The following is a 25366-nucleotide window of genomic DNA, read 5'->3' on the forward strand; positions in this document are numbered from 1 at the left end:
CTGGTTGGTTGGGGAGACGCTCACTCGTTTTCGCCGGCAGCGTCGATCAGCCGCCCGAGAATTCGCCTGAGTTCACGCTGATCGTCGGCATCCAACCGGCCAAACATCTCGTCCTCCGCCGCCCAGATGGCCGACTCCACGCGCTTGAGTAGTGCCTTGCCCTTGGCGGTCACCCGAGCCGGCAAGGCACGTCCCGACGCCGGCACCGTCGGCCGGGACACCAAGGCGACGTTCTGCAATCCGTTGAGGACCTGATTCATCGCCTGGGCCGAGACATTGTGTTCGCGCGCCAGCTCAGCACTGGTGCGCCCGGGGCTTTCGTTGAGCATCCGCAGGCACATGAACTCCGGCATCCCGAGCCCGAGCGGCTTCAGCGCGGCAAGGACCTGCGGACGCATCACGGCACCGGCCCGGAACATCAGGTACCCGAGCGGCTCGACCTCATCGGATTGACTCATCGGAAGCATCCTGGCATGAACCGCCCAGGATGTGCGCAGACTCGTGCCCATTGACTCCGTGCGCTCGGGCGGTAAACCCACCGGCCCACCACCTTTTACCGAGTTCACGAGGGCGTCCGACATAGGACTGGCCGGGGAGCCATTGCCGTGCAATGGATTACCACTTCTATTTAAATTCTCAGCTGATTCATATCAAGCACCTTGACATGCTCGATTCGGCGCGGGTATCAAGGATGTTGATACAGGTTCTGTCGACGACAGATCAGCTGCCTGATCATCAGAAAAGGAGATTTAGATGTCTGATTCATTTGCAGGCCCCGAAGGTCCCGGCGGCGGTTTCGGCGGATTCGGTGGTCCCGGCTTCGGTGGACCCGGGTTTGGCGGCCCGGGGTTCGGCCCCGTCGGCTTCGGTCACCGCATCAAGCGTGCGGTCACCGCCTCACTGCTGCTCGACGGGCCGGCCAGCGCCGCGGAGATCGTGCAGCGCGTCTCGGATGCCACCGAGGGCGAGATCGCGCTTCCCGAGCCCGTGGTGGAACGCGTCCTCGAACGCCTCGCCCATCGCGGCGTCGTCAAGACCGATGACGGCGTAGCCACCCTGACCGAGTTCGGCACCAAGTTGCTCGCAAAACGGGGCATCACGAGCCAGACCGCGCAGGCACTGCGGGCCAAGCTCTTCCCGAAGCTCGTCAACATCCTCAAGCTCCGCTCGGGGCTGGCCGAGGTCGCCGGCCTGGCGCGTGTCATCGCCCTGACCGGCACCGACGCCCAGAAGGAGAAGCTGGCCGAGGCCAGCGCGACCCTCCTGGCCTCAGTAAACGACGTCAAGAAGACGCTCCAGAGCGCCCTGGCCTAGGCGTAGTTCATCCCCGTCCGTGCGGCCCTCCCCTCGGGTCGCACGGACGGTGAACGCGTACTCGAAGGCGGTGACATCGTGTCCTGCCGACCGCCTCCAATAAACTCCGCGAGTGACCCAAGACCACCTATCCGTGCGCGGCCGGATCGCACTGGCCGCCGGGAGGTCGGCACGCTGGGCATCCCGGATCAGCGGTCGCGGCGCGGGCTCCATGATCGGCGGGCTCATCGCCCTCAAATTGGACGGCTCGGTACTGGCGCAGCTGGGCCGGGGTCGCCGCACGGCCCTGATCACCGGAACCAACGGCAAGTCCACCACCACCCGGATGACCGCGGCCGCCCTGGCGACCGTGGGACCGGTGGCCACCAACACAGAGGGCTCCAACATGGATGCCGGTCTGGTTGCCGCGCTGGCCGGGACACGGGAGGCCGAACTCGCGGTGCTCGAGGTCGACGAGATGCACGTTCCGCATGTCGCCGATGCGGTCAACCCTGCGGTCATCGTGCTGCTCAACCTCAGCCGGGATCAGCTTGATCGCGTCGGCGAGATCAACAACATCGAACGCACCCTGCGCAAGGGGCTGTCCCGGCACCGGGATGCGGTGGTCGTCGCGAACTGTGACGACGTCCTCATGACATCTGCCGCCTACGACAACCCCAATGTGGTCTGGGTGGCAGCGGGCGGCGGCTGGGCCGGCGACTCGGTGAGCTGCCCGCGCAGCGGCGAACTCATCATGCGGGACGGAAACCGTTGGTACAGCACAGGAACCGACTTCTCCCGCCCCGATCCGGACTGGTGGTTCGACGACGATCGCATCTACGGCCCCAGCGGTATCAGCCTGCCGATGTCGCTGACCCTGCCCGGCACCGCGAACCGTGGAAACGCCACCCTCGCGGTGGCCGCTGCCGTCGAGCTCGGCGCCCGCCCCGGTCCTGCCGTGGATGCGGTATCCGCCGTCGATCAGGTCGCGGGCCGCTATCGCAGCATCGAGCTCGGCGATCACACGGTGCGGCTGCTGCTGGCCAAGAACCCGGCCGGCTGGCAGGAGGCGCTGTCGATGGTGGACACCGACGCCGACGGGCTCGTCATCGCCGTCAACGGACAAGTGCCCGACGGCGAGGACCTGTCCTGGCTGTGGGACGTCAACTTCGAGCATTTCGCCTGCGATAACGCGGACTCCCCCGTGCCTCCCGTCGTCGCGTCCGGCGAGCGCGGCACCGATCTGGCGGTCCGGCTGACCTACGCCAGCGTCACGCACACCCTGCACCACGACCCCATACAGGCGATCCGAGCCTGCCCACCCGGAAGGGTCGACGTGATCGCGAACTACACGGCCTTCCTCAATCTCAATCGCGCGCTGGCGAAAGGTGGTGCAGTATGAGCGAATCCACCGTCCGCGTGGGCCTGGTCCTGCCCGACGTCATGGGCACCTACGGCGATTCGGGCAATGCCGTCGTGCTGCGGCAGCGGTTGCGGATGCGCGGTATCGACGCCGAGATCGTGGAGATCACCCTGGCCGATCCGGTGCCTGACTCCCTCGATGTCTACACGTTGGGCGGCGCCGAAGACTACGCCCAGCGCCTTGCCACTCGTCACCTCATCGCCCACCCGGGATTGCAGCGCGCCGCCGAGCGCGGTGCACCGGTGCTGGCGATCTGTGCGGCCATCCAGGTGCTCGGGCATTGGTACGAAACGTCATCGGGTGAACGCGTCGAAGGCGTCGGCCTGCTGGATGTCACCACCAGTCCCCAGGACAAGCGCACCATCGGAGAATTGGCCGGCGTGCCCATCATGGATGAGCTCGAAAACACGCTGACCGGGTTCGAGAACCACCGTGGCGGAACGATTTTAGGACCTGCAGCGGCACCGTTGTCCAGGGTGTCACGCGGAGCGGGAAACCGGGCCGGCGACGGCACCGACGGTGTGGTGCAGGGCAGCGTGATCGCCACCTACATGCACGGTCCGTGTCTGGCGCGCAATCCCGAGCTGGCCGATCTCCTGCTGGCACGCGCCATGAACGTGCCGGAACTGACTGCACTGGATCTGGATGAGGTGGCGCGACTGCGCCGAGAGCGGTTGTCCGCCAAATGATCTAGAGGGGACGCCGCCCGGAGAGGGCGCGCCCCAAGGTCAGTTCGTCGGCGAATTCCAGGTCCCCGCCCATCGGCAGACCCGAGGCCAACCGGGTGACGGTCAGCCCCGGAAAATCGCGCAGCATCCGCACCAGATAGGTCGCCGTGGCCTCGCCCTCGGTGTTCGGGTCGGTGGCGATGATGACCTCCGAGATGGAGACACCATCCTCCTCGGTTCCTATGCGTCTCAACAGCTCCCGAATACGCAGCTGTTCGGGTCCGACACCCGAGAGCGGATCCAGCGCGCCGCCGAGCACGTGATAGCGACCGCGGAACTCGCGGGTGCGCTCCACCGCCTGCACGTCCTTGGGCTCCTCGACAACACAGACCAGGGCAATATCGCGGCGCGGATCGGAACAGATGCGGCAGCGCTCCTTATCGGAGACGTTCCCGCACACCTCGCAGAACTGGACACCGTCGCGTACCCGCGTCAGGGCCGCAGTCAGTCGATCGATATCAGGGGCCTCGACCCCCAACAGATGGAAGGCGATGCGCTGCGCGCTCTTGGGCCCTACCCCGGGCAGCTTGCCCAGCTCGTCAATGAGGTCCTGGACCGGGCCCTCAAACACCGGGCAATCCCAGCCCTCCACCAAGATCGCCGAGACCACCCGCGAGCGGCCCCAGCCGCTGGCTTGCGAGCTCCTGTGTCTTCGATGACAGATCCGCAAGCGCGCCGATGACCAGGTCCTGCAGCGTCTCCACGTCTTCGGGATCGACGATCTTCGGATCGATCTGGACGCCGGTCACCTCACCGCTGCCCTTAGCGGTGATACGCACCAGGCCGCCGCCGGACTCGCCCACGACCTCGGCCGCCGCGATCTGCGCCTGAGCAGCCATCAGCTGCTGCTGCATCTGCTGTGCCTGCGCGAGCAGGGCCGACATATCCGGGGCGCCTCCGGGTTGCATGTGTCTCCTTCGTGGCGGATATCAAGTTGGTCACGCTCGCCGGGCCTCGGCGGGTCGTCAACAAGGGTAGCCGCCGTCCGGGCTACCGTGGCCAGGTGCGAGTGAGTTTCGGACGCCAAATGTCGTGGGCCTTGCCACTCCGTCGCGCCCTGGGCTTGTCCGGGACAGCGCTGCTGACGGCGGCATCGGTCACGGTGCTGCCTATCGTGGCGTCCTCGGCCCCCACCATCGTCACCGCAGGTGCGGCACCCGGTGTCGCCGGACGCATCGTCGTGCTGGATCCCGGACACAACGGCGCCAATGACGGTTCGATCAACAACCAGGTGCCCGACGGCCGCGGCGGCACCAAGAGCTGTCAGACCAGCGGCACCGCCACCGACGGCGGATACCCCGAGCACACCTTCACGTGGAACACCGTGTTGCTCATCCGCCAGCAGCTGACCCAGTTGGGTGTGCGTACGGCCATGACCCGCGGCGACGACAACAAGCTCGCCGCGTGCATCGACAAGCGCGCCGAGATCGAGAACGGCTACAACCCCGACGCGGTGGTGAGCATCCACGCCGACGGCGGCCCGGCCGGCGGCCACGGCTTCCACGTCAATTACTCAAGCCCGCCGGTGAACGCCGTGCAGGGTGAGCCGACGCTGCGTTTTGCCAAGACCATGCGCGACAGCCTGCAGGCCGCCGGCCTGACACCCGCGACGTACATCGGCACCGGCGGACTCTACGGCCGCTCGGATCTGGCGGGCCTCAACCTTGCCCAGCACCCGAAGGTGCTCGTCGAGCTCGGCAACATGAAGAACGCCCAGGACGCCGCGATGATGACGAGCCCCGAGGGTAGGTCCAAGTACGCACAGGCCGTGGTTCAGGGCATCGTCGCCTACCTCAGCGGTACCGCGCCCGCCGCGGAACCGGCCCCGGCACCCGAGGCCGCTCCCGGCGGCTAGCCGACTTAACCCTTTTCTACGACCTGCTTCAGGTTGGCCAGAACTTCGGCCTGAATCTTCTTGAGCCCCAACGGCGCAAAGGTCTTCTCAAAGAATCCCTTGATACCGCTGCCACCGGTCCACGCGGTCTTGGTGGTGACGGTGGAGCCGGTTCCGGCGGGTGCGACGGTCCAACTGGTCACCAGCGTCGAGTTGGCATCCTTCTCGATGACGGTGTGCCCTGCCACGCTAACGCTGGACTTGATGTCCCGGACCCGCGACTCGGTTGCCTGCAGCTTCCAGGACGCCACGGTGCCCTCACCCTGACCGCCTTCGAGCACCTGGTAGTCGCGGTAGTGGCTGGACAGGATCTTCGGGCGCACGTTCTCGTAGTCGGCGACAGCCGCGAGCACTGCCTCGGGCGCCGCGTCGATCAACACCGAACTGGACGCACTGACCTGACCCATGAGTTCTCCCTCGCTGCTACTTGGTTCTACTACTGGTTGTAGTCGCAGTCTAGGGGTCGCCCACCAGATCGCCGAGGCCACGTTCCCCCTCCACCGTCTGGCCGCCCCGTTGCAGAAAGCGCTCGATTCGGCGGGTGCTGTGGGCGTCGGCGAACGCGGCAACAATGGCTGTGCGCTCGGCGGCCAATCCCGGCTCCAGGTCGCTGGCCAGCGCATCGACCGTGCTCTTCGCTCCGGCGATCAGTTCGAGCGGGTTGACAGCGATACGCCGGGCGAGCCGATTCACGAACCGCCACCCCTCATCGGGGTCCAGGGCACGGTTCACCCAGCCGTATCGCTCCGCCAGATCCGCGCCGAAATCCTGGTGACCCAAAATCACCTCAAGGGCGCGCGCCCGGCCCATGGTCTGGACCAGGTGTTGGGGGCCTGATCCAGCAGGGACGATGCCCAATCCGGTCTCTACCTGATTGAAGACCGCCTTGGTGCGCACCGCGAACCGCATGTCCAGGTTGAGTAGGAACTCGCTGCCGCCACCAGCGACCCTGCCCTCCACGAGGGCGACGGTCGCCTGCCGTAACGCCCGAAACCTGCCGACCAGTCGCTGAAAGGATTCGACCGACTCCTCCGTGCGAGCCGAATCCGTCTGCAGAATCTCGACATTCAGGTGGGCGATGAAAAAGTCCGGATTGGCACTGCCGAACAGCACCACCCGCACATCGTCGCGATCCGAGAGCCATCGAGCCAGACGCGACAGACTCGACATGAGTGGCCCGTCGAGAAGATTGAGCGGGCCGTGGTCAAACAGCACGGTCAGGACGCGATCATCGAGCGCGCAACGTAACCCGGTGAGCTCGGGCACCTCGGCGTTCACCAGACTGCACTCATCAGAACGCGACAGACCCCGGCGGCAGGCCGAGTTCTACCCGCCCGAACAGCTCGTAGGCCGAATCCGTGTCATACACAACGTGTGTGGACAACGTGTTCACATCGCGCAAGTGACGCTGCAACGGTGAGTCCTCGTACTGCGCTGAAGCGCCGCACGCCTCGACCGCCTCGGCGATCGCATGTTTACACACCTCCACCACGTAGGCGCAGTTGCGGCGCACGGCCACCCGATCCTCCGTCGTCAGTCCCGCGCCCGAACGCAGCTTGTCCTCCACATTCCGCACTGTGTCCAGCAACAGAGCCCGGGCGGATTCCGCTTGTGCAGCAACATGTCCCATGCGGCGATGCGCGGTGGCAAGCTTGGACTGCTCCTGCATCGAGTACCGCATCACCCTGGTCTTGATCTTCTCGGTGAACAGCTCCACCGTGCCCAGGGCCATCCCGACCGCGGGCGCCGCCGCGACATTGGACAGAGCACAGAAGAGCGGTATCCGGTAGATGGCAGACCCGTGCAGTTCCGCCGACGGCGACTGCCCACGTGCCAGCGGACCGAACTCCTGCACCCGGTGCTCAGGAACGAAGACGTCGTTGACGGCGATATCCATGCTTCCGGTACCCCGTAAGCCCGAGGTGAACCAGGTGTCGATGACCTCCAGGTCGGAGCGGGGGATCATGAAGGTGCGCAGGTCGGGGTACTTCGGCTGCTCATCATGTTGCACCACCGCGGCGACGGACGCCCATGACGAGTGCCACACACCGCTACCGAATTGCCAACGCCCCGTTATCTTGTAGCCGCCCTCGACCGGGGTGGCGATACCCGACGGCGACCAGCTGCCCGGAAACAGCAAGGGAGACCCGGCGGGCACGGACCCGAACATCTCGTCCTGCAGCTTCTCGGGGAACAAGCCGGCGAGCCAGTTGTGAATCCCGTAGATACAGAACGTCCAGGCGCTCGATCCGCAGACCTTGCCAACCTCGATGACCGCACTGACCAGGGTCTCCAGGCTTGCCTCATCGCCCCCGTATCGCCTCGGCGCCATCAGGCTGAAAAGCCCCGACTGGGACAGCTCGGCGATGGTCTCGTCGGGCATCCGCCGCAGACGCTCTGCTTCCAGCGCTCTGGCGCCAATGGCGGGCGCAAGCTCACGCGCACGCGCAACGGCATCGGGCTGCACTGCTGTCGAACTCGTCATCAAAACCTCGCAACCTGCGCAATCATTAGTGGATGACACACGATCGAATTAAAACTGAATCTCGATTCAGGTTTAATGTAGCCTTGGCGGAGTGGTGATGTCTAGCGATTCAGCGATCCGGCCCACAGCCGCCGATCAGCCCTCGACACAGCGCGGGCGCAGCACCCGCCGCGCCTTGATGGACGCCGCGCGCGAGGTCATCTCCCGAGTCGGTTACGCCGAGACACGGGTCGTCGACATCACCACCGAGGCCGGGAAATCCGTCGGAGTCTTCTATAACTACTTCACCGACAAGGCCGAGCTGCTGCGCACCATGGTCGATGAGTTCCGCGACGACGCGTACGCGCGCGGCGACACCGTCGCAACCAGCGATCGCGCACCGTACGACGTGATCAGAGACATCGTCACGGTGTACTGGACCACCTATCGGGAACATGCGCCGGTGCTTTCCGGGGTGTTCCAGGCAGCCCAGATCGATCCCACCTTCGTGGACTATTGGCGAAAATTGCGGGCCCCCGCACGCACGATGATCGCCAACAACATTCGACATCTACAAACACGCGGGTACAGCCCGGGGATGGATCCCGATATCACCGCATCGGCGATCGGCGCGATGATGGATTACTTCTGTTACGTCTGGCTGGTCGAGGGCGGCGAGACCGTGCGCAGCTCGGTCACCGATGAGGAAGCCATCGACACACTGGCCCGCATCTGGTTCAACGCGCTGTGGTGGAAATCCGAAGGCGCGCATGGCGCCACCTGACTGGGTGGTGACACTTCTATACCGCGCCGAACTCGTGCCATTGGAGGCGCAACCGCTCACCGGAGGGGTGTCCTCCGATGTATGGCGCGTCCGGCTGAGTTCCGGGGAATCGGTCGTGGTCAAGCGGGCCGTCGAGCGGCTACGCGTAGCAGCACACTGGGTAGTACCGGTGGCGCGCAACGCCTTCGAAACACGCTATCTGACGGCCGTGTCGAAGATCGTTCCGGCCTTCGTCCCGGAGGTTGTGGTGGCTGACGAGGGTCTGCACGCTTTCGCGATGGTCGATCTGGGATCTGTCCCGTCCTGGCGAGAGGATCTGGCCGCCGGCCGCATCGATCCGGAGGTCGGCGCGGTACTCGGCGCGCGCCTGGCCGCCGTGCATGCCCACACCGCCGGTGATGACACGGCGGCAAGCGAATTCGCCTCCGATGACCTGTTCGAGGCGTTGCGGATCGAGCCATATCTGCGCTATCCAGCACAGCGCCTCCCCCAACACGCCGCCGTCCTGTCGACGCTTGCCGACGATCTTGCGAACACTCGGATCGCGCTGGTACACGGAGACGTGAGTCCAAAGAACATCATCGTCACCGCCGACGGGCCGGTATTGACCGACGCCGAATGCGCCTGGTATGGCGACCCCGCCTTCGACCTCGCATTCTGTCTCAATCACCTGCTGCTCAAGCGGATATGGACGCCGCAGCATCGCGATCTACTGCAGGAGACGAGCACTCACCTCCTCGCCGCATACCTGCGAGACGTCTCCTGGGAGTCCCCGGATGCGGTTGCCGCTCGCACCGCGCGGCTCCTGCCCGCGTTGGCGCTGGCCCGCGTCGACGGGCGTTCGCCAGTCGACTATTTGTCTGACGCACAACGTGATTCATTACGCGTGCGCGCCGGACGGGCCCTGCATGAATCCGCCACCGATCCGTTGGCCGTCGCACAACAGTTGGAGGGGTTATGACCGGAACACAGATCAGCGGTGTGCACGCTCGACGGGTATGGGACTCGCGGGGACGGCCGACCGTCGAAGCGGAGCTGCTCCTCGGCGATGGCAGCATCGGGCGCGCGATCGCTCCGGCCGGCGCATCTCGGGGCAGCGGTGAGGCGACCGACTTGCGGGACGGCGGCAGGCCCTTCGCCGGGTACGACGTGACGACAGCCGTGGCCGCGGCCCGGGGCCTGGCCCAGCATCTCGTCGGCGTTGATGCGACGAACCAGCAGGCCGTCGATACGGCGCTGGCGGCGGCCGACAGCTCGGCCGAGTTCGCGGACATCGGCGGGAATACCGCGGTGGCGATATCGATGGCAGCCGCACACGCGGCCGCGGCCGCACATGGAATACCTTTGTGGCGGTATCTGATCGGCGATCGAACGGCCGCAATGCCGATGCCGGAGATTCAGGTGATTGGCGGCGGCGCCCATGCCGCGCGTCGCACCGACGTCCAGGACTTCATGGTGGTTCCCGCCGCTGCGGACAGCATCGAGCAGGGCCTGAATTGGGTGGCCGAGATCCATCGCGCTTGCGGGGCAATACTTTCCGAACGGGGCAGGCTTGCCGGGGTGGCCGACGAGGGGGGTTGGTGGCCGGTGGTGGACTGCAATGAGGACGCCTTGGAGCTGCTGGTCGCCTCTATCGAGCGCGCCGGATTGCAGCCCGGCGCCCAGGTAACGATCGCCTTGGACATCGCATCAAGTGAGTTCGGCAGTGGCGGCCGCTACCGCCTGGGGCTCGATGGCACCGAGCTTGACTCCGACGCGTGGTCGGAGGTTCTGATCGGCTGGATCGATAAGTATCCGATCGCCTCCATCGAGGATCCCCTCGCCGAGGACGACCCCGCGGCGCTGGCGGCCTTCACTCAAGCAGTGGGACATCGTGTCCTGGTTGTCGGAGACGATTTCACGGTGACCAACGCCGAGCGCGTGCGACGAGCAACCGAAACCGGAGCGTGTAACGGCTTGCTGGTAAAGCCGAATCAAGCAGGAACGCTCAGTGCCGCCAAGGCCGCGCACGATACCGCTCACGACTGCGGATGGGACACCATCGTCTCCGCGCGATCCGGTGAGAGCGAAGATGTCACCATTGCGCACCTGGCGGTCGGTTGGGGCGCTGAGCAACTGAAGGTGGGCTCGATCACCAGATCCGAACGCACCGCCAAGTGGAACGAGCTGCTCCGCATCGACGAACAGCTTGGCGGAGCACCGATTCGGTTAGGACGATTGACCCTCGGTTAGTCCCCGCTAGTCGCGCGTAGTCGCCGAATCAAGATCTCGGATGCGCCCCGCCCGGAACCGGGCTAGCGTAGGAATTGTGCCTATCACATTGGGATCGGCGCACGCCGAGGGAGTGAACCGGCTACTGCGAAGTTACCGGGCCATTCCCACGACGGCGACTGTCCGTTTGGCTAAGCCCACGTCAAATCTGTTCCGCGCAAGGGCAAAGTCGACCACACCGGGCCTGGATACCTCCGGGCTCACCGGTGTCATCGACGTGGACACCGTCAAGAGGACGGCCGATGTGGCCGGCATGTGCACCTATGAAGACCTGGTCGAGGCAACACTTGCGCACGGGCTCTCGCCGTTGGTGGTGCCACAGCTCAAGACGATCACGCTGGGTGGAGCGGTCACCGGACTCGGCATCGAATCCACATCCTTCCGCAACGGACTTCCCCACGAATCCGTCGTCGAGATGGACATTCTCACCGGCGCCGGCGAGATCATCACCGCCGCGCCGGATCGGCATCCGGATCTGTATCGAGGCTTCCCCAATTCGTACGGCACGCTGGGCTACTCGGTGCGTCTGCGCATCGAACTCGAACCCGTCAAACCATTCGTCGCCTTGCGACACATTCGATTCCACAGCGTCGATGAACTGGTGACGGCGATGGACACAGTCGTGGACTCGGCCACCTATCAGGGCGAACCCGTGGACTACGTGGACGGCGTGGTGTTCAGCACCGACGAGTCCTACCTCTGTCTGGGCACCCAGACGGCCACTGCGGGACCGGTGAGCGATTACACCGGGCAACGCATCTACTACCGGTCAATCCAGCACGCGGACGGAATCAGCAACGATCGGCTGACAATTCACGACTATCTATGGCGCTGGGACACGGACTGGTTCTGGTGTTCACGCGCCTTCGGTGCGCAAAATCCGCGCATCCGGCGACTGTGGCCGCGAAAGTACCGGCGCAGCAGCGTGTATTGGAAGATGATCGGTCTGGACCAGCGTTATGACATCGCCGACCGCATCGAGCGGTTTAACGGACGTCCGGCCCGGGAACGTGTCGTGCAAGACGTCGAGGTACCGATCGCGCAGACCGCGGAGTTCCTGCGCTGGTTCCTGGACGAGATCCCGATCGAACCGGTGTGGCTGTGTCCCTTGCGGTTACGTGATGACCAGGGCTGGCCGCTGTATCCGATACGGTCGAGACAGACGTACGTCAACATCGGGTTTTGGTCCTCCGTGCCCGTCGGTCCCGTCGAGGGCGCAACCAACAGGCTCATCGAGCGCAAGGTGGGTGAGCTGGGTGGGCACAAGTCGTTGTACTCAGACTCCTTCTATTCGCGCGACGAGTTCGAGTCGCAATACGGCGGCGAGCACTACCGGACCTTGAAGAAGACGTACGACCCGGATAACCGATTGCTGGATCTCTATGCGAAGGCGGTACGGCGACAATGACAACCACACAAGCCAAGAATGACCGAGGCGAGAGCGGCAAGCTCTCGCTGGCCGAGATCCTGGAAATCATGGCAGCCGGTGATCTGCCGTTGCGGTTCAGCGCATACGACGGCAGCAAGGCTGGTCCGGAGAACGCGGAACTGGGACTCGACCTGCTGACTCCACGCGGCACCACATATTTGGCAACGGCTCCAGGTGATTTGGGTCTGGCGCGGGCCTACGTCTCGGGCGATATCGAGATGCAGGGAGTTCATCCGGGAGACCCGTACGAGCTGCTGAAGGCCATGGCCGAAAGGCTGGACTTCAAACGTCCACCCGCGCGGGTGCTGGCCAACATCGTCAGATCGATCGGTCTTGAGCATCTGCGTCCCATCGCGCCACCGCCGCAGGAGGCCCTGCCCCGTTGGCGGCGGATCGTCGAAGGATTCCGTCACAGCAAGACACGCGACTCCGAGGCCATCCATCATCACTACGACGTCTCGAATACGTTCTACGAGTGGGTGCTTGGATCGTCCATGACCTACACGTGCGCCTGCTATCCCCACGCCGATGCCAGCCTGGAGGAGGCGCAGGAGAACAAGTACCGGCTGGTGTTCGACAAGTTGGGGCTCAAGGCCGGTGACCGGCTGCTCGATGTGGGCTGCGGGTGGGGGTCGATGGTCCGGTACGCGGCGCGGCGCGGCGTACGGGCCACCGGTGTCACACTCTCCGCGGAGCAGGCGGCCTGGGCACAGAAAGCCATTGCCGACGAGGGGCTCTCGGATCTGGCCGAGGTTCGTCATGCCGACTACCGCGATATCACGGAACGCGAGTTCGATGCCGTCTCGTCCATCGGGCTCACCGAGCACATCGGCATCGCGAACTATCCGGCGTACTTCCGGTTCCTGCAGTCGCGGCTCAAGACCGGTGGCCTGCTACTCAATCACTGCATCACCCGTCCCGACAACCGAACCTCTGCCGTCGCAGGGTATTTCATTGACCGCTACGTGTTCCCCGACGGGGAGCTGACCGGATCCGGCAGGATCATCACCGAGATACAGAACGTCGGTCTCGAGGTGCTGCACGAGGAGAACCTGCGCCATCATTACGCGCTGACACTCAAGGAGTGGTGCGCCAACCTCGTCGAACACTGGGATGCGGCGGTGCGTGAAGTGGGCGAGGCCACCGCGAAGGTGTGGGGCCTGTACATGGCCGGTTCGCGACTGGGCTTCGAACGCAACGTCGTTCAGCTACACCAGGTGTTGGCCACCAAGCTTGATGAGCGTGGCGGCTCCTCGCTGCCGCTGCGCCCGTGGTGGCAGCCCTAGCTGGGATCGATCTTGCGGGCGCCCAGCTCGGTCTGAAGCAGTTCCAGCGCAACCTCTTCGGGGTCACGCCGCGGCCCCGCCTCGCCCTGCCCGGCCTCGGCGAGCATCTGCTCCTCTTCCTCCTCGGGCGACGGCGGCTCTGGTTCCGGCTCGGAAGCCGGCTCGGGTGCAGCCGTCGGGCGGCTCGGACGGGTCACCACCCGGGGGGCAGCCTTGGCCGGTCGGGTACCTGCCGCAGGCGCCGTCGCCTCGGCGCTGCCCACCTCGCAGCGGATCTCCCAGTCCACGCCGAGCGCATCCTTCAGCGCCTCTCGGATGACCTCGGCGTTGCGCGACTCGGTGATGCGCTTGGCCAACGGCGGCGAATCATGGGACAGCACCAGGGTCTTGCCTTCGATGGCGCGCACGGTAGCGCCCGAGAGCATGACCTCCGTGGTGCGGCTGCGGTCCCTGACCTTGGACCGGATTTCCGCCCAGGCATTGCGCACAGCGGTGGTATCGAGGGCACCGGGCTGGCGGGGCTCGGGTTCTGGAGCGGGCTCCGGTTCAGGCTCGGGAGTTGGCTCCGGCGCGGGAGGTTCCGGTTCGGGAACGGGTTCCGGCGCGGGAGGCTCAGGTGTTGGTTCAGGAGCGGGTCCCGGTTCCGGACTCGGCGCGGGCGCAGGCGTCGGTGCTGGTGCTGGTGCTGGTGCTGGTGCCGGAGGTTCGGATGCGGGAGCCGGTGCCGGCGTGGGTGGTTCGGGCGCCGGAGTCGCCGCGGGTGGCGCGGGCGCCTCCGCGGCCGGGACAGTGGGTGCTTCCCCAGCTGGGGCAGCGGGCGCCTGCGACTTACGGACGAAACGCGGTGCCGCGCCTCCTCCACCGGCCTCCGGCACCGACATGTCCAGACGCTTCTCGATACGCTCGACACGTTGCAGCACAGCCGATTCGGCATCGGCGGCCGACGGCAACAGCAGTCTCGCGCACACCACTTCCAGCAGCAGCCGTGGCGCCGTCGCACCACGCATCTCCCCCAGCCCGGCATGCAGCACCTCGGCGTACCGGGTCAGCGTGGCAGGACCGATGCGCTCGGCCTGCTCCCGCATGCGCTCGAGCACATCCTGTGGCGCATCGACCACGCCGCGCTCCGCGGCATCCGGAACAGCCTGCAGGACAATCAGATCGCGGAAACGCTCAAGCAGATCGGTGCCGAATCGCCGCGGATCGTGCCCGGCATCCATCACGCCTTCGATGGCCCCGAACACCGCGGCGCCGTCACCGGCGGCGAGTGCGTCCACCGCGTCGTCAATCAGCGCGATATCGGTGACACCCAGCAGCGAGAGCGCCCGCTGGTAGGTGACGCGCTCTTCGTCGGCGCCGGCAAGAAGTTGATCGAGCACCGACAGGGTGTCGCGAGGGGACCCCGCACCGGCGCGGATCACCAGCGGATACACCGGATCGTCGACGGCCACGTTCTCCTGCGCACAGATGCTCTCGACGAGCGCGCGCATCGTCCTGGGTGCCAGCAGGCGGAACGGATAATGGTGGGTACGCGACCGGATGGTGGGCAACACCTTCTCCGGTTCGGTGGTCGCGAAGACGAAGATCAGATGCTCAGGCGGCTCCTCGACAATCTTGAGCAGCGCGTTGAAACCCGCGGTGGTGACCATGTGCGCTTCGTCGATGATGAAGATGCGATAGCGCGACTGAGCGGGCGCGTAGAAGGCGCGGTCGCGCAGCTCGCGGGTGTCGTCCACACCACCGTGGCTGGCAGCGTCGAGCTCGATGACGTCGACGTTGCCCGAACCATTGGGAGCCAGCGCGATACATGAGTCACAGGTGCCACAGGGCGTCGAGGTGGGCCCCTGCGCGCAGTTCAGCGAGCGGGCCAGAATACGGGCTGAGGACGTCTTACCGCAGCCACGGGGCCCCGAGAACAGATAGGCGTGGTTGATCCGGCCAGCGTCCAGGGCAGTGGTCAACGGTCCGGTGACATGCTCCTGGCCGACGACTTCGGCGAAATTCGCCGGGCGATACTTGCGGTACAGGGCCACGGAGAGCAAGGGTACCGGCGACCACAGACTGTTCTACCCAGCTCCCCTCCCCGGGCCATCCGGCGAACAAACCGCCACGCCGGGTGATCTTGTTCGCTAAAGTCCGGCCATGAGGACACGTCGCGTTGATATGAGCACTGTGTTGGCGGTGGGCGCGAGTGTCATCACACTCGCATTTACCTCCGCTTGTTCCAAGGAATCTAAGGAATCGCCGGACAATCCACCGGTGCCGTCGTCAAGTTCGCAGCAGCCGGATGAGCCGACCGTGAAGTTGCCCACGGGCCCGGCGAGCGCGCTGTTGCTCACCCGTGAGAACTTTCCCGCAGGCAATGGGAAGTTCACGGTCGAGGACAAGGGCCAGCTGGATAAGGAAAAGACCGGCAAGCCCAAGCCGGAGAAGGTCAATCCGCCCGGATGCTACGAGTTCATTTCCGAGGGAGACGGCGACTACGACAGAGCGCAAGCCAAGTACGAGGCGGACACCGTGACGGCGGAGAGCAGTGTCGGGCTCGGGATCAAGCAGTCGTTCGAGGATCTCGCGAAGCGGGCACAAGAATGCGCGTCGGTGCAAATGGAGGGCGACGGGGTGGCCATGAAGGCGAAAGTCTCCATTGCCGACCTGCCTGGTGCCGCGGTGGAGACCAAGTTGGTCAAGATTGGCGGCCTTCTCGGGCCCGACGGAGATCAGATCGGCGTCGAGTCGCATATCGCAGTCGCACACCCTCGAGGCACGACCGTGCGGATCGAGGTCGACCGATTCATAGATCCGTGGACACCAGAGCAGGACACGTTGGTGTTGGATCTACTCAACAAGCAGATCGCCAAGGTGCAGAACGCGCCATAGGCAGCTAGGCACGCAACGGTTGGGGAATCCTGTGACTCGCACACTGTCCATCGCAGCGATATCCGCCGCGCTGATCATCGTCTCCGCGTGCTCCAATGTCGTCGAGGGTGAAGCGAAATCAGATGGCTCACCCGGACTGCCCAAGGGTGATCCCACCAGTCTCTTGCTGCCGCGCGAGGACTTCCCCGACGGTTCCGGCACTTACGAGGTGCTCAAGCAGCCGGGCCAAGACGGCCCCACCGTAAGCCCCGTCGAGTGCAACATCTTCGTCAATCACGACACCGTCACCTTTGACCAAGCGGCCGCGCAGTACGAGGACGGAGCCATCCGCGTGGACGTGGTGGTCGGCAAGGGCATTGCCGACTCTTTCGCATCGCTGCAGGAGAAGGCCGGGCGATGCGCGTCCGTCACACTGGATCTCGACGGAGTGGGCGGAAGGGGCAGCGTGAAAGTGGAGAAGGTCTCCGCGACCACTGTGGACACGACCGCGACCGTCTTCACGGGCAACCTGGGCGTGGACGGTGAACAGACCGTCCCGATCACCATCAAGACGCTCACCGCACAGCCGCGGGGCACCACGGTGACCGTCAAGGTCTTACACGCCATGGAGCCGTGGACCAGCGATGACGACAAGCTGGCGCTGACGCTGCTCAACAAGCAGGTCAGCAAGGTGCAAAACGCACCCTAGGCGCCACGCTCCAACAGCTTTTCGGTCGCCGCCAGCAGTGCACACGTCGCAAGACCGTCGACGGCAGCGCCTACGGTCTCCAGCGGCGGGAATGTCGGCGCCAACCGAATGTTCTTGTCGTCCGGGTCGTTTCGGTATGGGAACGTAGCCCCGGCCTCCGTGAGCGCAATGCCGGCCTCCTTGGCCAGGGCGACGGTGCGCTTGGCGGTGCCATCAAGCACATCAAGGCTGATGAAGTAGCCGCCCTTGGGCTCACTCCAAGAAGCGATCTTGCTCTCCTTCAACCGATCGTCCAGGATCTCAAGTGCCAGTTGGAATTTGGGCGCAAGGATCTGCTGATGCTTCTGCATGTGCAGCTTGACGCCCTCGGCATCGCCGAAGAAGCGTAGGTGTCGTAACTGATTGACCTTGTCGGGCCCGATGCTGCGCTTACCGGCATGCTGCAGATACCAGGCGATGTTGGCCAGCGATCCGCCCATGAAGCTGACGCCCGCACCGGCGAAGGTGATCTTGGAGGTGGAGGCAAAGATCAACGGGCGGTTGGGGTGCCCGGCGGTTTCGGCGAGACCCAGCAGGTCCACATTCCGGACAAAATCGTGTGTGAGCGTGTGCACGGCGTAGGCGTTGTCCCAGAACAACCGGAAATCCGGTGCGGCCGTATTCATCTGGACGAGGCGACGGGTGACCTCCCAGGAGTACACCGTGCCCGTCGGGTTGGAGAAGACAGGCACGGTCCACATGCCCTTGATGGTCGGATCAGAGGCGACGAGTTCCTCGATGAGGTCGACATCCGGGCCGTCCTCACGCAGCGGGACCGGAACCATCTCGATGCCGAAGGATTCGGTGATCGCGAAGTGGCGGTCGTACCCGGGCGCCGGGCACAAGAATTTGACCAATGGCTCCTGCGACCAAGGACGCGGCGAGTCGACGTTGCCGTGCAACAGCGAGTACACGATCACGTCGTGCATGAGCGACAGGCTGGCGTTGTTGGCGGCAATCAGATTGGGCGCCGGGACGCCGAGCAGCTCGCCGAAGATTGCGCGCAGCTCCGGCAGGCCATTGCCGCCGCCGTAGTTGCGCGTATCGGTGCCATTGCCGTCGCGGAAATCATCGGCGCCGGGTAGGGACAGCAGACCGTTGGACAGATCGAGCTGCTCTGGCGCGGGCTTTCCCCGGGTGAGGTCCAGCGACAGACCCTTGGCCTTGAGCTGGGTGTAATTCTCCTGCTGCAACCGATGCTGAGCTGCGAGTTCGTCGGGTCCAAGCGACAGGAACGACACGACTTTCCCCTATTCGCCCCTGAGGGGCATCCGGAGGGCGCGATCTTCGGAAAGGGGACCCCGCGCACCCGACAGAGCCCGTTGACCCTTGCTGCCTTCCAGCCCTGGGGGAGTTCACAGGATAGACGCCGCGCGGGGTCCAGCGACCAGTCTAGTAGGCGGGGGTCAGCGGTCTTTCCTCACCCAGCTTCAGCTGTGGTGGGGGTGTCCATTCGGTGGTGCCGTCGGTGCGCGTTTTCGGGTGGTCCAGCCGTGGTCCAGGAGGCGGTGGTGGGGTCCGCAGGCGAAGGTGAGGTTGTCGATGTCGGTGGCCCCGCCGTGGGCCCATTCGTCGATGTGGTGGACCTCGCAGAGATATCCGGGCACGCTGCAGCCGGGGTGGGTGCAGCCGCGATCCTTGGCGTGCAACACGATCCGCTGATCGGGCGAGGCGATCCGTTTGGTGCGTCCGAGATATAGGGGTCTGCCGTTGTCGTCGAAGATGCTCAGGTAGTGGTGAGCATGCGATGCGGCGCGGATCAGATCCGGCATGGGCAGGCGGGTGCCGGCGCCGGTGATGGCGATACCGGCTGCTGATTCCAGTTCTTTGAGTGTGGTGGTGACGATGACGGTGACCGGTAGGCCGTGGTGTGAACCCAGGTTCCCGGAAGCCAGTGTTGAGCCCAGGCACGCGCGCAGGGCGTCGTGGTTGCGTTGGGCACTGGTTCGGGTGTCGTGTTCGGCAGCTTCCGGTGACGGCTCACCATCCACTTGTGGGCTTTGATCGGCCGGGTTGCACATGCCCGGTGCGGCCAGTTTCGTAAACACCGCATCCAGATACGCCCGGGTCTCTGGATCGAGTAGTCCCGAGATGGGTGACATGCCGTCAAAGCCTTGTTGCCCGATGCTCACCCCGCGGCGCCGCGCCCGATCCACATCGCAGAATTCCCCGTCCGGATTCAACAGAGCCATCATCCGGTCGGCGCCGGTGCGCAACTGTTCGGGCCTGAATTGCGCGGCCATTACCGCCAGCTGCGCCTCGGCTGCCTCGCGGGTCGGGGCATCGACCACCACCGGCAACCGGTCAAAGAACTGCCGAATGATCCGCACGTGTTCCTCGCCGATATCGCCGCGCCCCAACGCTTCGGCGGTGCGCGGTAGTTGAGGTTCAAGCACCTCACCGGTGATCGCCCGCCGCGGGGCGAGCTGCTGCGCATCGGCGATCCGGCGCCGCGCCGCACCCTTACCGATATGCAGCCGCCGCGACAACACATCCGGAAACGACGTGCCCCCAAGCTCTACCGGGGACGCCTCACCCGTCACCTTCGGAACCAAACCCACACCGCGGGCAGACAATCGGCGCTGCACAACCTCCAGGCGCGCCAACACCGTCAACGCCTCAGCGGCCGTGAGCCCATCGACCGAATCAGCGCAGAAGACATCAACCGCCGCCTCCAACACCCCGATCGAACTCATGTTCGAATAATAACGACATCCACCGACAGAACAGTCCGGTTTGTGACAGTTGAAACTATTGGGGCAGAAGATGTTTAGCGCCGCTCAACCCCAATAACTCTGCGCCGTTGCGATCCAGGATCAACGACGCATCCTCGGCCGGCAGACCATCCTCGATATAGCTCGCGGAGCTGATGTACCTGGCGCCCCCTTGGTAGGGAAAGTCCGATCCGAAGATCAGCCTGTCCGCACCCAGTGACGCGACAGCCGCCTGCAATGCGGGCGTGTGGTCATGTCCGACGGTATCGTACCAAAGCCGGCGGGCCGCATCCTTGGGCGCTTCCGGGCAATGCGTCGCTTCCCACTCGGTGACCTGCCGGTTCGCGCGCTCCAACACCATGGGCAACGCACCGCCCAGATGACAGGTCACGATCTTCATGTCTGGATACCGCGACGGGATACCCGCGACGATCAGATGCATGATCGCGATGGTGTCCTCGATCGGCGCCCCGATCGACCAGGTCAGTGAGTGATCAGTGATCAGTGAGGATTCCGCACCACACCCCGCGGGATGTACGAAAAGGATTGCACCCCTGCGATTCAGCTCCGCATACAGCGGATCGAAGATCGGATCGGCGATGGAACGCCCGAGCACCGAGGTGGTGATCGCCGCGCCGTACATATCCAGCTCATCGATCGCCCGAGTCAATTCCTCCAGCGCGGCCGGGATATGCGGTAGCGGCAATGATGCCAGCGCACGGAACCGCCCCGGATACTCCGTCGCCAGCTTCGCGTACTCGTCGTTGACGAACCGCGCACTTGCCACGGCCGCAACCTCATCCTCGAAATGCGGCGATGCCGGTGTCGCGGTGAGGATCTGCAGGTCCACGCCCGCCTCATCCATCAACGCAAAACGCCCATCCAGATCATCCCGCGTAGCCCCGGCTCCGAGACCGCGATGGACATCGGTACCGGGGCGCCCGTAACCGTCAAGCAACGAGAGATAGTCATCGGACCACAGGTGAGCGTGAATGTCGATGCGCACACTCGTCATGCTAGTACCGGAACCCCCGTCGCCAGCGGCGTCAACAGCTCACCGAAGATCCCGACGCCATCCCGGGTCAGAATGGACTCGGCATGGAACTGGATCGACGCGAATCGCTTCGCACGCAATGCATGCACCTCACCCGTGACCGCGTCCGCGCTGATCTGCACCCGGCCCGCCGCGGTGTCCACCCACTCCCCGCCCGTCACCGCGGCGAAGGTGTTGTAGAACCCGACGTACCGCTCGGTACCGAACAGATCGATCTGCCGCTGCACACCCTGGTTCGGCTGCTCCCTGCGCCGGACAGGCAGGCCCAGCTGCCGGCACAGCACCTGGTGACTCAGGCAGATCGACAGAAACGGTACGCGCCGAGTCAAAGCCGTCTTCGTCAATGCGGTGAGGGCGGAAATCTTCGGTATATCGATCGCCGTCGGGTCTCCGGGCCCCGGGCCGAGCACCAGGAAGTCATGTGATCCGGGATCGATGTGCTCATCAAACCGGCGGATCTCCACCCGTAATCCCAAGGCTCGCAGCTGCAGCCCGATCATCGAGGTGAAGGTGTCCTCGGCGTCGACCACCAGCGCGGTACGGCCCGCCAAGTTCGTGGCGCTCTCCCCCGAACCGTGCCCTAGCCAGAAGGTTCCGATACCGGTGTTGCGGTTCGCGAGCGCCTCCATTACCCGTGGATGACTGCGCAGCTCACGGCGAGTGGTCAACACCGAGAGCAGTCCCGCTGCCTTGCTCCGGGTCTCGGCAGCCTCACTCGCAGGATCGGAATGCCGAACGATGGTGGCGCCGGTACCGGCGGTCAGTGCTCCATCCGGCGAAATCTCTGCGGTCCGAATCAGAATCGCCGAATCCAATTGGCGCACGCCAGCCGGGTCGGTGCTGATCAACGCGGCGACACCGCTGTAGTACCGGCGGCCCTTGGGCTCGTAGCGCTGGATCACCCGGCACGCGTTCTCCAATGGACTTCCGGTCACAGTGGGCGCGAACATGGTCTCGGCCAGAATCTCTCGTGGATCGCGGTTCGTCACACCCGAGATCAAATACTCGGTATGCGCGAGCCGCGCCATCTCCTTCAGATACGGTCCCTGCACCTGGCCACCGTCGGGGCAGATGCGGGCCATCATCTTCAGCTCCTCATCGACCACCATGTAGAGCTCATCGGACTCCTTGGTGTCGGCAAGGAACTCCATGACGGCATCCAGGCTCGGACCATTGGCGCCGTACCGGTAGGTCCCACTGATCGGATTCATCACCGCCAACGAATCCTGCACGCTGATATGACGTTCGGGCGTGGCACCGACGAACACCTGTTCCCCGGTGCTCACCAGGAACGTCCAATACGCTCCCTTCTCACGCTCCAGCAGCCGGCGGAAGAGCGTCAGCGCGGTGTTGATCGAATAATCGTGCAACTGAACGAGCAGGTTCCGCTTCAACACGAAGTTGGCGCCGGCACCCTGACCTATCTCCTCGGAGATGATGCCCGACGCCAGCCGCGCGTATTCCTCGTCGTCGATGTCGAAATCGCTGTGGCCCACGACTACCGGATGCTCGGGGATTCGATCCAGCACCTCGGGCAGCGGCGCCAGCTCCTGCTGCTCGATCGCCAGCGCCAGCAGCGGAGCACCGTCATCCGGCGCCACGAATCCGCGCTCGGCGATTTGCCGATACGGCACCAACGCCAGCAGATCATGCCCAATCTGATGGTCACGCAATGGCAGGTCGGCGATTCTTTCGACGGAGGCCACCGCGCCGGTGAACACATCGACGGTCTCCGGCGCACCGGATTCGGGCCGGTACAACAGCGCGAACGGTCCGGCTTCTCCGGCCAATACCCGCCCCAGCAGGTCACTCATGTCAGCACCTCGTCCGTAACGGTCAGCACGGCGCACCGCCGCGCCGCGTATTCCAGCGCCATCCAATGCGATTCGTCATCGAAATCGGCAATCGCATCGGCGACCAGGAAGGTCTCGATATCGTGAGTGAACGCGTCCACCGCCGTCATCAGCACTCCGACGTGTGCGTAGACACCGCAGATCACCAACTGGTCCCGCCCGGTCGCATGCATCCGCTCCAACAGCGCCGAGCGATGGAATGCGCTGTAGCGCCACTTCGTGAAAACCCAATCGCCCGCCTCGGGAGCGATCGGATCGACGATCCGGCGATGTTCCTCGTCGACGCGCATCCCAGGGCCCCAGAAATCCTTGAGCAGACCGCGCTGCTCCTGGGTCATGCTGCCGGGTTGGGCCGTGTAGGCGATCGGGATTCCGGCCGCGACGCTCCGGTCACGGATGGCGGCGACGTTGCTCACCAGCTCCGCACGCAATGAAACAGGCAGTGGAGCAAGGAAGTAGCGCTGCATATCGTGAATGAGCAGCACAGCGCGGTCGGGATCGATCTGCCAGGTCGCGGTGTTGGCGGGTAGCAGATCGACGGTCGGCAGGTCGTATTCGGCAATGATCGGGATGCCGCGTGTGGCTGGCGATGAGCCGTTTACGCGAAGAGCATCGACGGTGGTCATGGGTCAAACCCCTAGCGTCGCGCCGCCGTCGACCACCAGCGTATGCATGGTGATGTGGGCGGCCTGGTCGGAAAGCAGGAAGGCCACGGCGTCGGCGATGTGCTGTGGTTGGGCAACGCGCCCTAACGGAATCCCCGGCTTGTAGTCGTCAAGGCTTCCGGCGATGAGTCCAGCGTCGGAGGAATCACCGAGCATGGCCCGCAGCATGGGGGTGTCCGTAGATCCCGGAGCCACCACGTTACAACGGATTCCATGTTCGGCGAGCTCCAGCCCGAGGCTCTTGGTGAAGGCATTGGCGGCCGCCTTGGACGCCGAATACGCCGTCATTCCCTTGCGCGCCACCAATGCCGCGTTAGAGGCGATCGTCACGATTGATCCCGCGCGGCGCGGAATCATGTGCCGCGCCACCTCCCGGCTCAGCACAAACGGCGCACGTACGTTGACATCGAAGGTGCGTGCCCAGTCTGCGTCGGAAAACTCCACCGCCGCACCCGTCCTCAGTACGCCCGCGCCGTTGACCAGCGAGGTTATCGGCCCCACACGGGACTCGATATCGGACACCCCCACCGCGACGGCGGTGTCGTCGGTGATGTCAAGGACCTGCCCGATGACATCTAGCCCCTCATCGGCGGCATATTCGACGAGCTGCTTGATAGCCACCTCATCGATATCCACCGCAACCACCCGCTCATCCCGGCGTGCCAGCGTGGTCACCACCCGTGAACCGACTCCGCCGCCCGCGCCGGTGACCACCGCTACCATGCGGACACCACCTCGGTCGCCTGCGCGGCGTTGAGTCGCGGATCGCACAGCGTTGAATACCGCTCGCCCACTTCGTGATTCTGGGAGCCGTCGAAAACGCACTCGATGACGTCGTCCGGAGTGGCCTCAAGGTGCAATCCACCCGCGTGCACACCGGCATCGGCGAGCACCTCGCGGAAACCACGTACCTCGTCGATGGCCGTCTGGACGTGCCGAGTCTTGTACCCCGAATCTGTGGACACCGTGTTGGCGTGCAGCGGGTCGCACAGCCAGATCACCGGGTGGCCGGAATCGCGCACGGCGGCAACCAAATCGGGGAGCTTGGACCGCACCGCCGAGGCACCCAACCGTGCGATCAGCGTCAGCCGGCCGCTCTCGTGCTCCGGATCCAGTTTTTCGCATAGCGCGAGCAGGTCCTCCGTCGTCATCGACGGCCCCACCTTGCACGCGACGGGATTGGCGATGCGGGAGAACAATTCGACATGCGGCCCGTCGAGATGCCGGGTCCGGTCGCCGATCCAGGGCCAGTGTGTGGACGTGAGCACCATGCGGTTCTCACCGTCGCGACGCAGCTGGGGCCCCTCGTAGTCGAGCAGTAGCGCCTCATGGGATGTCCACACCGGCGGTTCGATGACCGACAGTGAGGAAGGTACCCGCCACCCAAGGTGACTCATCACCCGGTTCGCGGCCCAGTATCCGGCCAGCATCCGGTCCGGATTGGCGCGCCGATGCACCGGATGCGGCTGCGGACCGTTGACCAGATGCCCACGAAATGAGGGCAACTCGACACCGTCGATGGTCTCGGTGGGCTTGGACCGCGGTTTGGCATACTGCCCGCCGATGCGTCCGACGCGCAGCACCGGACGATGCGTCTTCATCCGCATGGTGCCGGCGAGGATGTTGAGTAGCGCAACCTTGCGGGCCACGTGGGCATCGGTCGACTCCTGCGGGTCCTCTGCGCAGTCACCCGCCTGGATGATGGTGGCCCGGCCCTGAGCGACAGTGCTCAGCAGCGTGCGCAGAGTCCTGATCTCGTCGGATCCGACCAGTGCGGGCAGCTCGCTGAGCTCCGAGCGCACCCGCTCCAGATGTGCGTTGTTCTCCCAGACCGGCTGCTGTACAGCCCGTCCGGTATTGAGCAGCAGTGATGGCGCAGTCATTCTCGTGATCTCCATTCGTTT

General features: G+C 64.9%; 24 protein-coding genes, 1 other RNA gene and 1 pseudogene. 11 read left to right on the forward strand and 15 right to left on the reverse strand.

All coding sequences use genetic code 11. The features are described from left to right. Window positions 1–20 precede the first annotated feature (20 nt). Window positions 21–467, reverse strand: a complete 447-nt coding sequence (locus tag B4393_RS15445) for a MarR family winged helix-turn-helix transcriptional regulator (RefSeq protein ID WP_078334918.1) — start codon at window positions 465–467, stop codon at window positions 21–23. A 286-nt stretch (window positions 468–753) separates the two neighbouring features. On the opposite strand from B4393_RS15445, the gene B4393_RS15450 reads away from it, so the two are divergent. From B4393_RS15450 to B4393_RS15460, 3 genes are all read left to right on the forward strand, one after another. Beyond that, window positions 754–1314, forward strand: a complete 561-nt coding sequence (locus B4393_RS15450) for a hypothetical protein (protein WP_078334822.1) — start codon at window positions 754–756, stop codon at window positions 1312–1314. Window positions 1315–1426: 112 nt separating this feature from the next. Continuing rightward, window positions 1427–2695 (forward strand): Mur ligase family protein, encoded by a 1269-nt coding sequence (locus B4393_RS15455; RefSeq protein WP_109558225.1) that lies wholly within the window; start codon window positions 1427–1429, stop codon window positions 2693–2695. After that, window positions 2692–3405 (forward strand): type 1 glutamine amidotransferase, encoded by a 714-nt coding sequence (locus B4393_RS15460; protein WP_078334823.1) that lies wholly within the window; start codon window positions 2692–2694, stop codon window positions 3403–3405. Before B4393_RS15455 ends, B4393_RS15460 begins: the two co-directional genes overlap by 4 nt. A 1-nt stretch (window position 3406) precedes the next feature. Here the strand turns inward: B4393_RS15460 and recR are convergent, their stop codons facing one another. Together recR and B4393_RS15470 are read right to left on the reverse strand one after the other, a co-directional pair. Further along, entirely contained in the window at window positions 3407–4015 is a 609-nt protein-coding gene (gene recR / locus B4393_RS15465) for a recombination mediator RecR (protein WP_070937429.1), read from the reverse strand. Continuing rightward, window positions 4008–4352 carry a YbaB/EbfC family nucleoid-associated protein gene (locus B4393_RS15470; protein ID WP_078282911.1) on the reverse strand — a complete coding sequence of 115 codons (345 nt, stop codon included), beginning with the start codon at window positions 4350–4352 and terminating at the stop codon, window positions 4008–4010. The genes recR and B4393_RS15470 overlap by 8 nt, the downstream gene beginning before the upstream one ends. 194 nt (window positions 4353–4546) lie before the next feature. Here B4393_RS15470 and B4393_RS15475 point away from each other — a divergent pair, with 194 nt between their 5' ends. Next, entirely contained in the window at window positions 4547–5299 is a 753-nt protein-coding gene (locus B4393_RS15475; RefSeq protein WP_078334920.1) for an Rv3717 family N-acetylmuramoyl-L-alanine amidase, read from the forward strand. 5 nt (window positions 5300–5304) lie between these two features. Here B4393_RS15475 and B4393_RS15480 read toward each other — a convergent pair whose 3' ends face one another. Genes B4393_RS15480 through B4393_RS15490 form a run of 3 tightly spaced genes read right to left on the reverse strand, consistent with a single transcriptional unit; the run spans window position 5305 to window position 7823 of the window. After that, window positions 5305–5745 carry an SRPBCC family protein gene (locus B4393_RS15480; RefSeq protein WP_070937431.1) on the reverse strand — a complete coding sequence of 147 codons (441 nt, stop codon included), beginning with the start codon at window positions 5743–5745 and terminating at the stop codon, window positions 5305–5307. A 49-nt stretch (window positions 5746–5794) separates the two neighbouring features. Further along, window positions 5795–6616, reverse strand: a complete 822-nt coding sequence (locus tag B4393_RS15485; protein WP_078334824.1) for an enoyl-CoA hydratase/isomerase family protein — start codon at window positions 6614–6616, stop codon at window positions 5795–5797. Window positions 6617–6629: 13 nt separating this feature from the next. Further along, the gene (locus B4393_RS15490; RefSeq protein ID WP_078334825.1) at window positions 6630–7823 is read right to left on the reverse strand and encodes an acyl-CoA dehydrogenase family protein; all 1194 of its coding nucleotides are present in this window, start codon (window positions 7821–7823) and stop codon (window positions 6630–6632) included. Window positions 7824–7914: 91 nt separating this feature from the next. Here B4393_RS15490 and B4393_RS15495 point away from each other — a divergent pair, with 91 nt between their 5' ends. The 5 genes from B4393_RS15495 (at window position 7915) to B4393_RS15515 (ending at window position 13572) form a co-directional block, all read left to right on the forward strand. Then, on the forward strand, window positions 7915–8586 hold the full coding sequence (locus B4393_RS15495; protein WP_191988837.1) for a TetR/AcrR family transcriptional regulator: 672 nt from the start codon (window positions 7915–7917) through the stop codon (window positions 8584–8586). Next, window positions 8573–9547 carry a phosphotransferase family protein gene (locus B4393_RS15500; RefSeq protein WP_078334826.1) on the forward strand — a complete coding sequence of 325 codons (975 nt, stop codon included), beginning with the start codon at window positions 8573–8575 and terminating at the stop codon, window positions 9545–9547. Before B4393_RS15495 ends, B4393_RS15500 begins: the two co-directional genes overlap by 14 nt. Further along, window positions 9544–10818 (forward strand): phosphopyruvate hydratase, encoded by a 1275-nt coding sequence (eno, locus tag B4393_RS15505; protein WP_078334827.1) that lies wholly within the window; start codon window positions 9544–9546, stop codon window positions 10816–10818. Before B4393_RS15500 ends, eno begins: the two co-directional genes overlap by 4 nt. Before the next feature lie 76 nt (window positions 10819–10894). After that, window positions 10895–12265, forward strand: coding sequence for an FAD-binding oxidoreductase (locus tag B4393_RS15510; RefSeq protein ID WP_109558226.1), 1371 nt, complete (start codon window positions 10895–10897; stop codon window positions 12263–12265). After that, window positions 12262–13572: a class I SAM-dependent methyltransferase gene (locus B4393_RS15515; RefSeq protein ID WP_078334829.1), complete on the forward strand. Its 1311-nt coding sequence runs from the start codon at window positions 12262–12264 to the stop codon at window positions 13570–13572. Before B4393_RS15510 ends, B4393_RS15515 begins: the two co-directional genes overlap by 4 nt. Here B4393_RS15515 and B4393_RS15520 read toward each other — a convergent pair. After that, window positions 13569–15605 (reverse strand): DNA polymerase III subunits gamma/tau, encoded by a 2037-nt coding sequence (locus B4393_RS15520; protein WP_078334830.1) that lies wholly within the window; start codon window positions 15603–15605, stop codon window positions 13569–13571. The genes B4393_RS15515 and B4393_RS15520 overlap by 4 nt on opposite strands. Before the next feature lie 109 nt (window positions 15606–15714). On the opposite strand from B4393_RS15520, the gene B4393_RS15525 reads away from it, so the two are divergent. Together B4393_RS15525 and B4393_RS15530 are read left to right on the forward strand one after the other, a co-directional pair. Then, a complete protein-coding gene (locus B4393_RS15525) occupies window positions 15715–16449 on the forward strand; it encodes a hypothetical protein (protein WP_078334831.1) in 735 nt (244 codons plus the stop codon). Between the two features lie 31 nt (window positions 16450–16480). Continuing rightward, on the forward strand, window positions 16481–17137 hold the full coding sequence (locus B4393_RS15530; RefSeq protein ID WP_078334832.1) for a hypothetical protein: 657 nt from the start codon (window positions 16481–16483) through the stop codon (window positions 17135–17137). Here the strand turns inward: B4393_RS15530 and B4393_RS15535 are convergent. The 8 genes and pseudogenes from B4393_RS15535 to B4393_RS15570 all read right to left on the reverse strand — a co-directional run bounded on the left by B4393_RS15535 (window position 17134) and on the right by B4393_RS15570 (window position 25360). Then, the gene (locus B4393_RS15535) at window positions 17134–18417 is read right to left on the reverse strand and encodes an aminotransferase class I/II-fold pyridoxal phosphate-dependent enzyme (RefSeq protein ID WP_078334833.1); all 1284 of its coding nucleotides are present in this window, start codon (window positions 18415–18417) and stop codon (window positions 17134–17136) included. The two genes, B4393_RS15530 and B4393_RS15535, sit on opposite strands and share 4 nt — an antisense overlap. A 48-nt stretch (window positions 18418–18465) precedes the next feature. Then, an RNA gene (gene ffs, locus B4393_RS15540) (signal recognition particle sRNA small type) lies at window positions 18466–18562 on the reverse strand. Window positions 18563–18568: 6 nt separating this feature from the next. Beyond that, window positions 18569–19872, reverse strand: a pseudogene (locus B4393_RS15545) (HNH endonuclease signature motif containing protein). 55 nt (window positions 19873–19927) lie between these two features. Continuing rightward, complete coding sequence (locus B4393_RS15550; RefSeq protein ID WP_078334922.1) at window positions 19928–20896, reverse strand: amidohydrolase family protein; 969 nt, start codon at window positions 20894–20896, stop codon at window positions 19928–19930. A gap of 5 nt (window positions 20897–20901) precedes the next feature. After that, entirely contained in the window at window positions 20902–22758 is a 1857-nt protein-coding gene (locus B4393_RS15555; RefSeq protein WP_078334835.1) for an anthranilate synthase family protein, read from the reverse strand. Then, complete coding sequence (locus tag B4393_RS15560; protein ID WP_070937445.1) at window positions 22755–23423, reverse strand: isochorismatase family protein; 669 nt, start codon at window positions 23421–23423, stop codon at window positions 22755–22757. The genes B4393_RS15555 and B4393_RS15560 overlap by 4 nt, the downstream gene beginning before the upstream one ends. Window positions 23424–23426: 3 nt before the next feature. Continuing rightward, the gene (locus tag B4393_RS15565) at window positions 23427–24185 is read right to left on the reverse strand and encodes an SDR family NAD(P)-dependent oxidoreductase (protein WP_070937446.1); all 759 of its coding nucleotides are present in this window, start codon (window positions 24183–24185) and stop codon (window positions 23427–23429) included. Further along, complete coding sequence (locus B4393_RS15570; protein WP_078334836.1) at window positions 24179–25360, reverse strand: 3-deoxy-7-phosphoheptulonate synthase; 1182 nt, start codon at window positions 25358–25360, stop codon at window positions 24179–24181. Before B4393_RS15570 ends, B4393_RS15565 begins: the two co-directional genes overlap by 7 nt. Window positions 25361–25366: the final 6 nt, after the last annotated feature.

Source organism: Mycobacteroides franklinii (genome assembly GCF_002013895.1).
In the GTDB taxonomy this organism is placed as follows: Bacteria; Actinomycetota; Actinomycetes; order Mycobacteriales; family Mycobacteriaceae; genus Mycobacterium; species Mycobacterium franklinii.

Excerpts from the sequence above, each read along its gene's own strand:
- B4393_RS15450 (WP_078334822.1), top strand. The coding sequence starts at position 754 with ATGTCTGATTCATTTGCAGGCCCCGAAGGTCCCGGCGGCGGTTTCGGC.
- B4393_RS15515 (WP_078334829.1), top strand. The coding sequence starts at position 12,262 with ATGACAACCACACAAGCCAAGAATGACCGAGGCGAGAGCGGCAAGCTC.
- B4393_RS15565 (WP_070937446.1), bottom strand. The coding sequence starts at position 24,185 with ATGGTAGCGGTGGTCACCGGCGCGGGCGGCGGAGTCGGTTCACGGGTG.
- eno (WP_078334827.1), top strand. The coding sequence starts at position 9,544 with ATGACCGGAACACAGATCAGCGGTGTGCACGCTCGACGGGTATGGGAC.
- B4393_RS15560 (WP_070937445.1), bottom strand. The coding sequence starts at position 23,423 with ATGACCACCGTCGATGCTCTTCGCGTAAACGGCTCATCGCCAGCCACA.
- B4393_RS15490 (WP_078334825.1), bottom strand. The coding sequence starts at position 7,823 with ATGACGAGTTCGACAGCAGTGCAGCCCGATGCCGTTGCGCGTGCGCGT.
- B4393_RS15500 (WP_078334826.1), top strand. The coding sequence starts at position 8,573 with ATGGCGCCACCTGACTGGGTGGTGACACTTCTATACCGCGCCGAACTC.
- B4393_RS15460 (WP_078334823.1), top strand. The coding sequence starts at position 2,692 with ATGAGCGAATCCACCGTCCGCGTGGGCCTGGTCCTGCCCGACGTCATG.
- B4393_RS15555 (WP_078334835.1), bottom strand. The coding sequence starts at position 22,758 with ATGAGTGACCTGCTGGGGCGGGTATTGGCCGGAGAAGCCGGACCGTTC.
- B4393_RS15445 (WP_078334918.1), bottom strand. The coding sequence starts at position 467 with ATGCTTCCGATGAGTCAATCCGATGAGGTCGAGCCGCTCGGGTACCTG.
- B4393_RS15525 (WP_078334831.1), top strand. The coding sequence starts at position 15,715 with ATGAGGACACGTCGCGTTGATATGAGCACTGTGTTGGCGGTGGGCGCG.
- B4393_RS15480 (WP_070937431.1), bottom strand. The coding sequence starts at position 5,745 with ATGGGTCAGGTCAGTGCGTCCAGTTCGGTGTTGATCGACGCGGCGCCC.
- B4393_RS15470 (WP_078282911.1), bottom strand. The coding sequence starts at position 4,352 with ATGCAACCCGGAGGCGCCCCGGATATGTCGGCCCTGCTCGCGCAGGCA.
- B4393_RS15570 (WP_078334836.1), bottom strand. The coding sequence starts at position 25,360 with ATGGAGATCACGAGAATGACTGCGCCATCACTGCTGCTCAATACCGGA.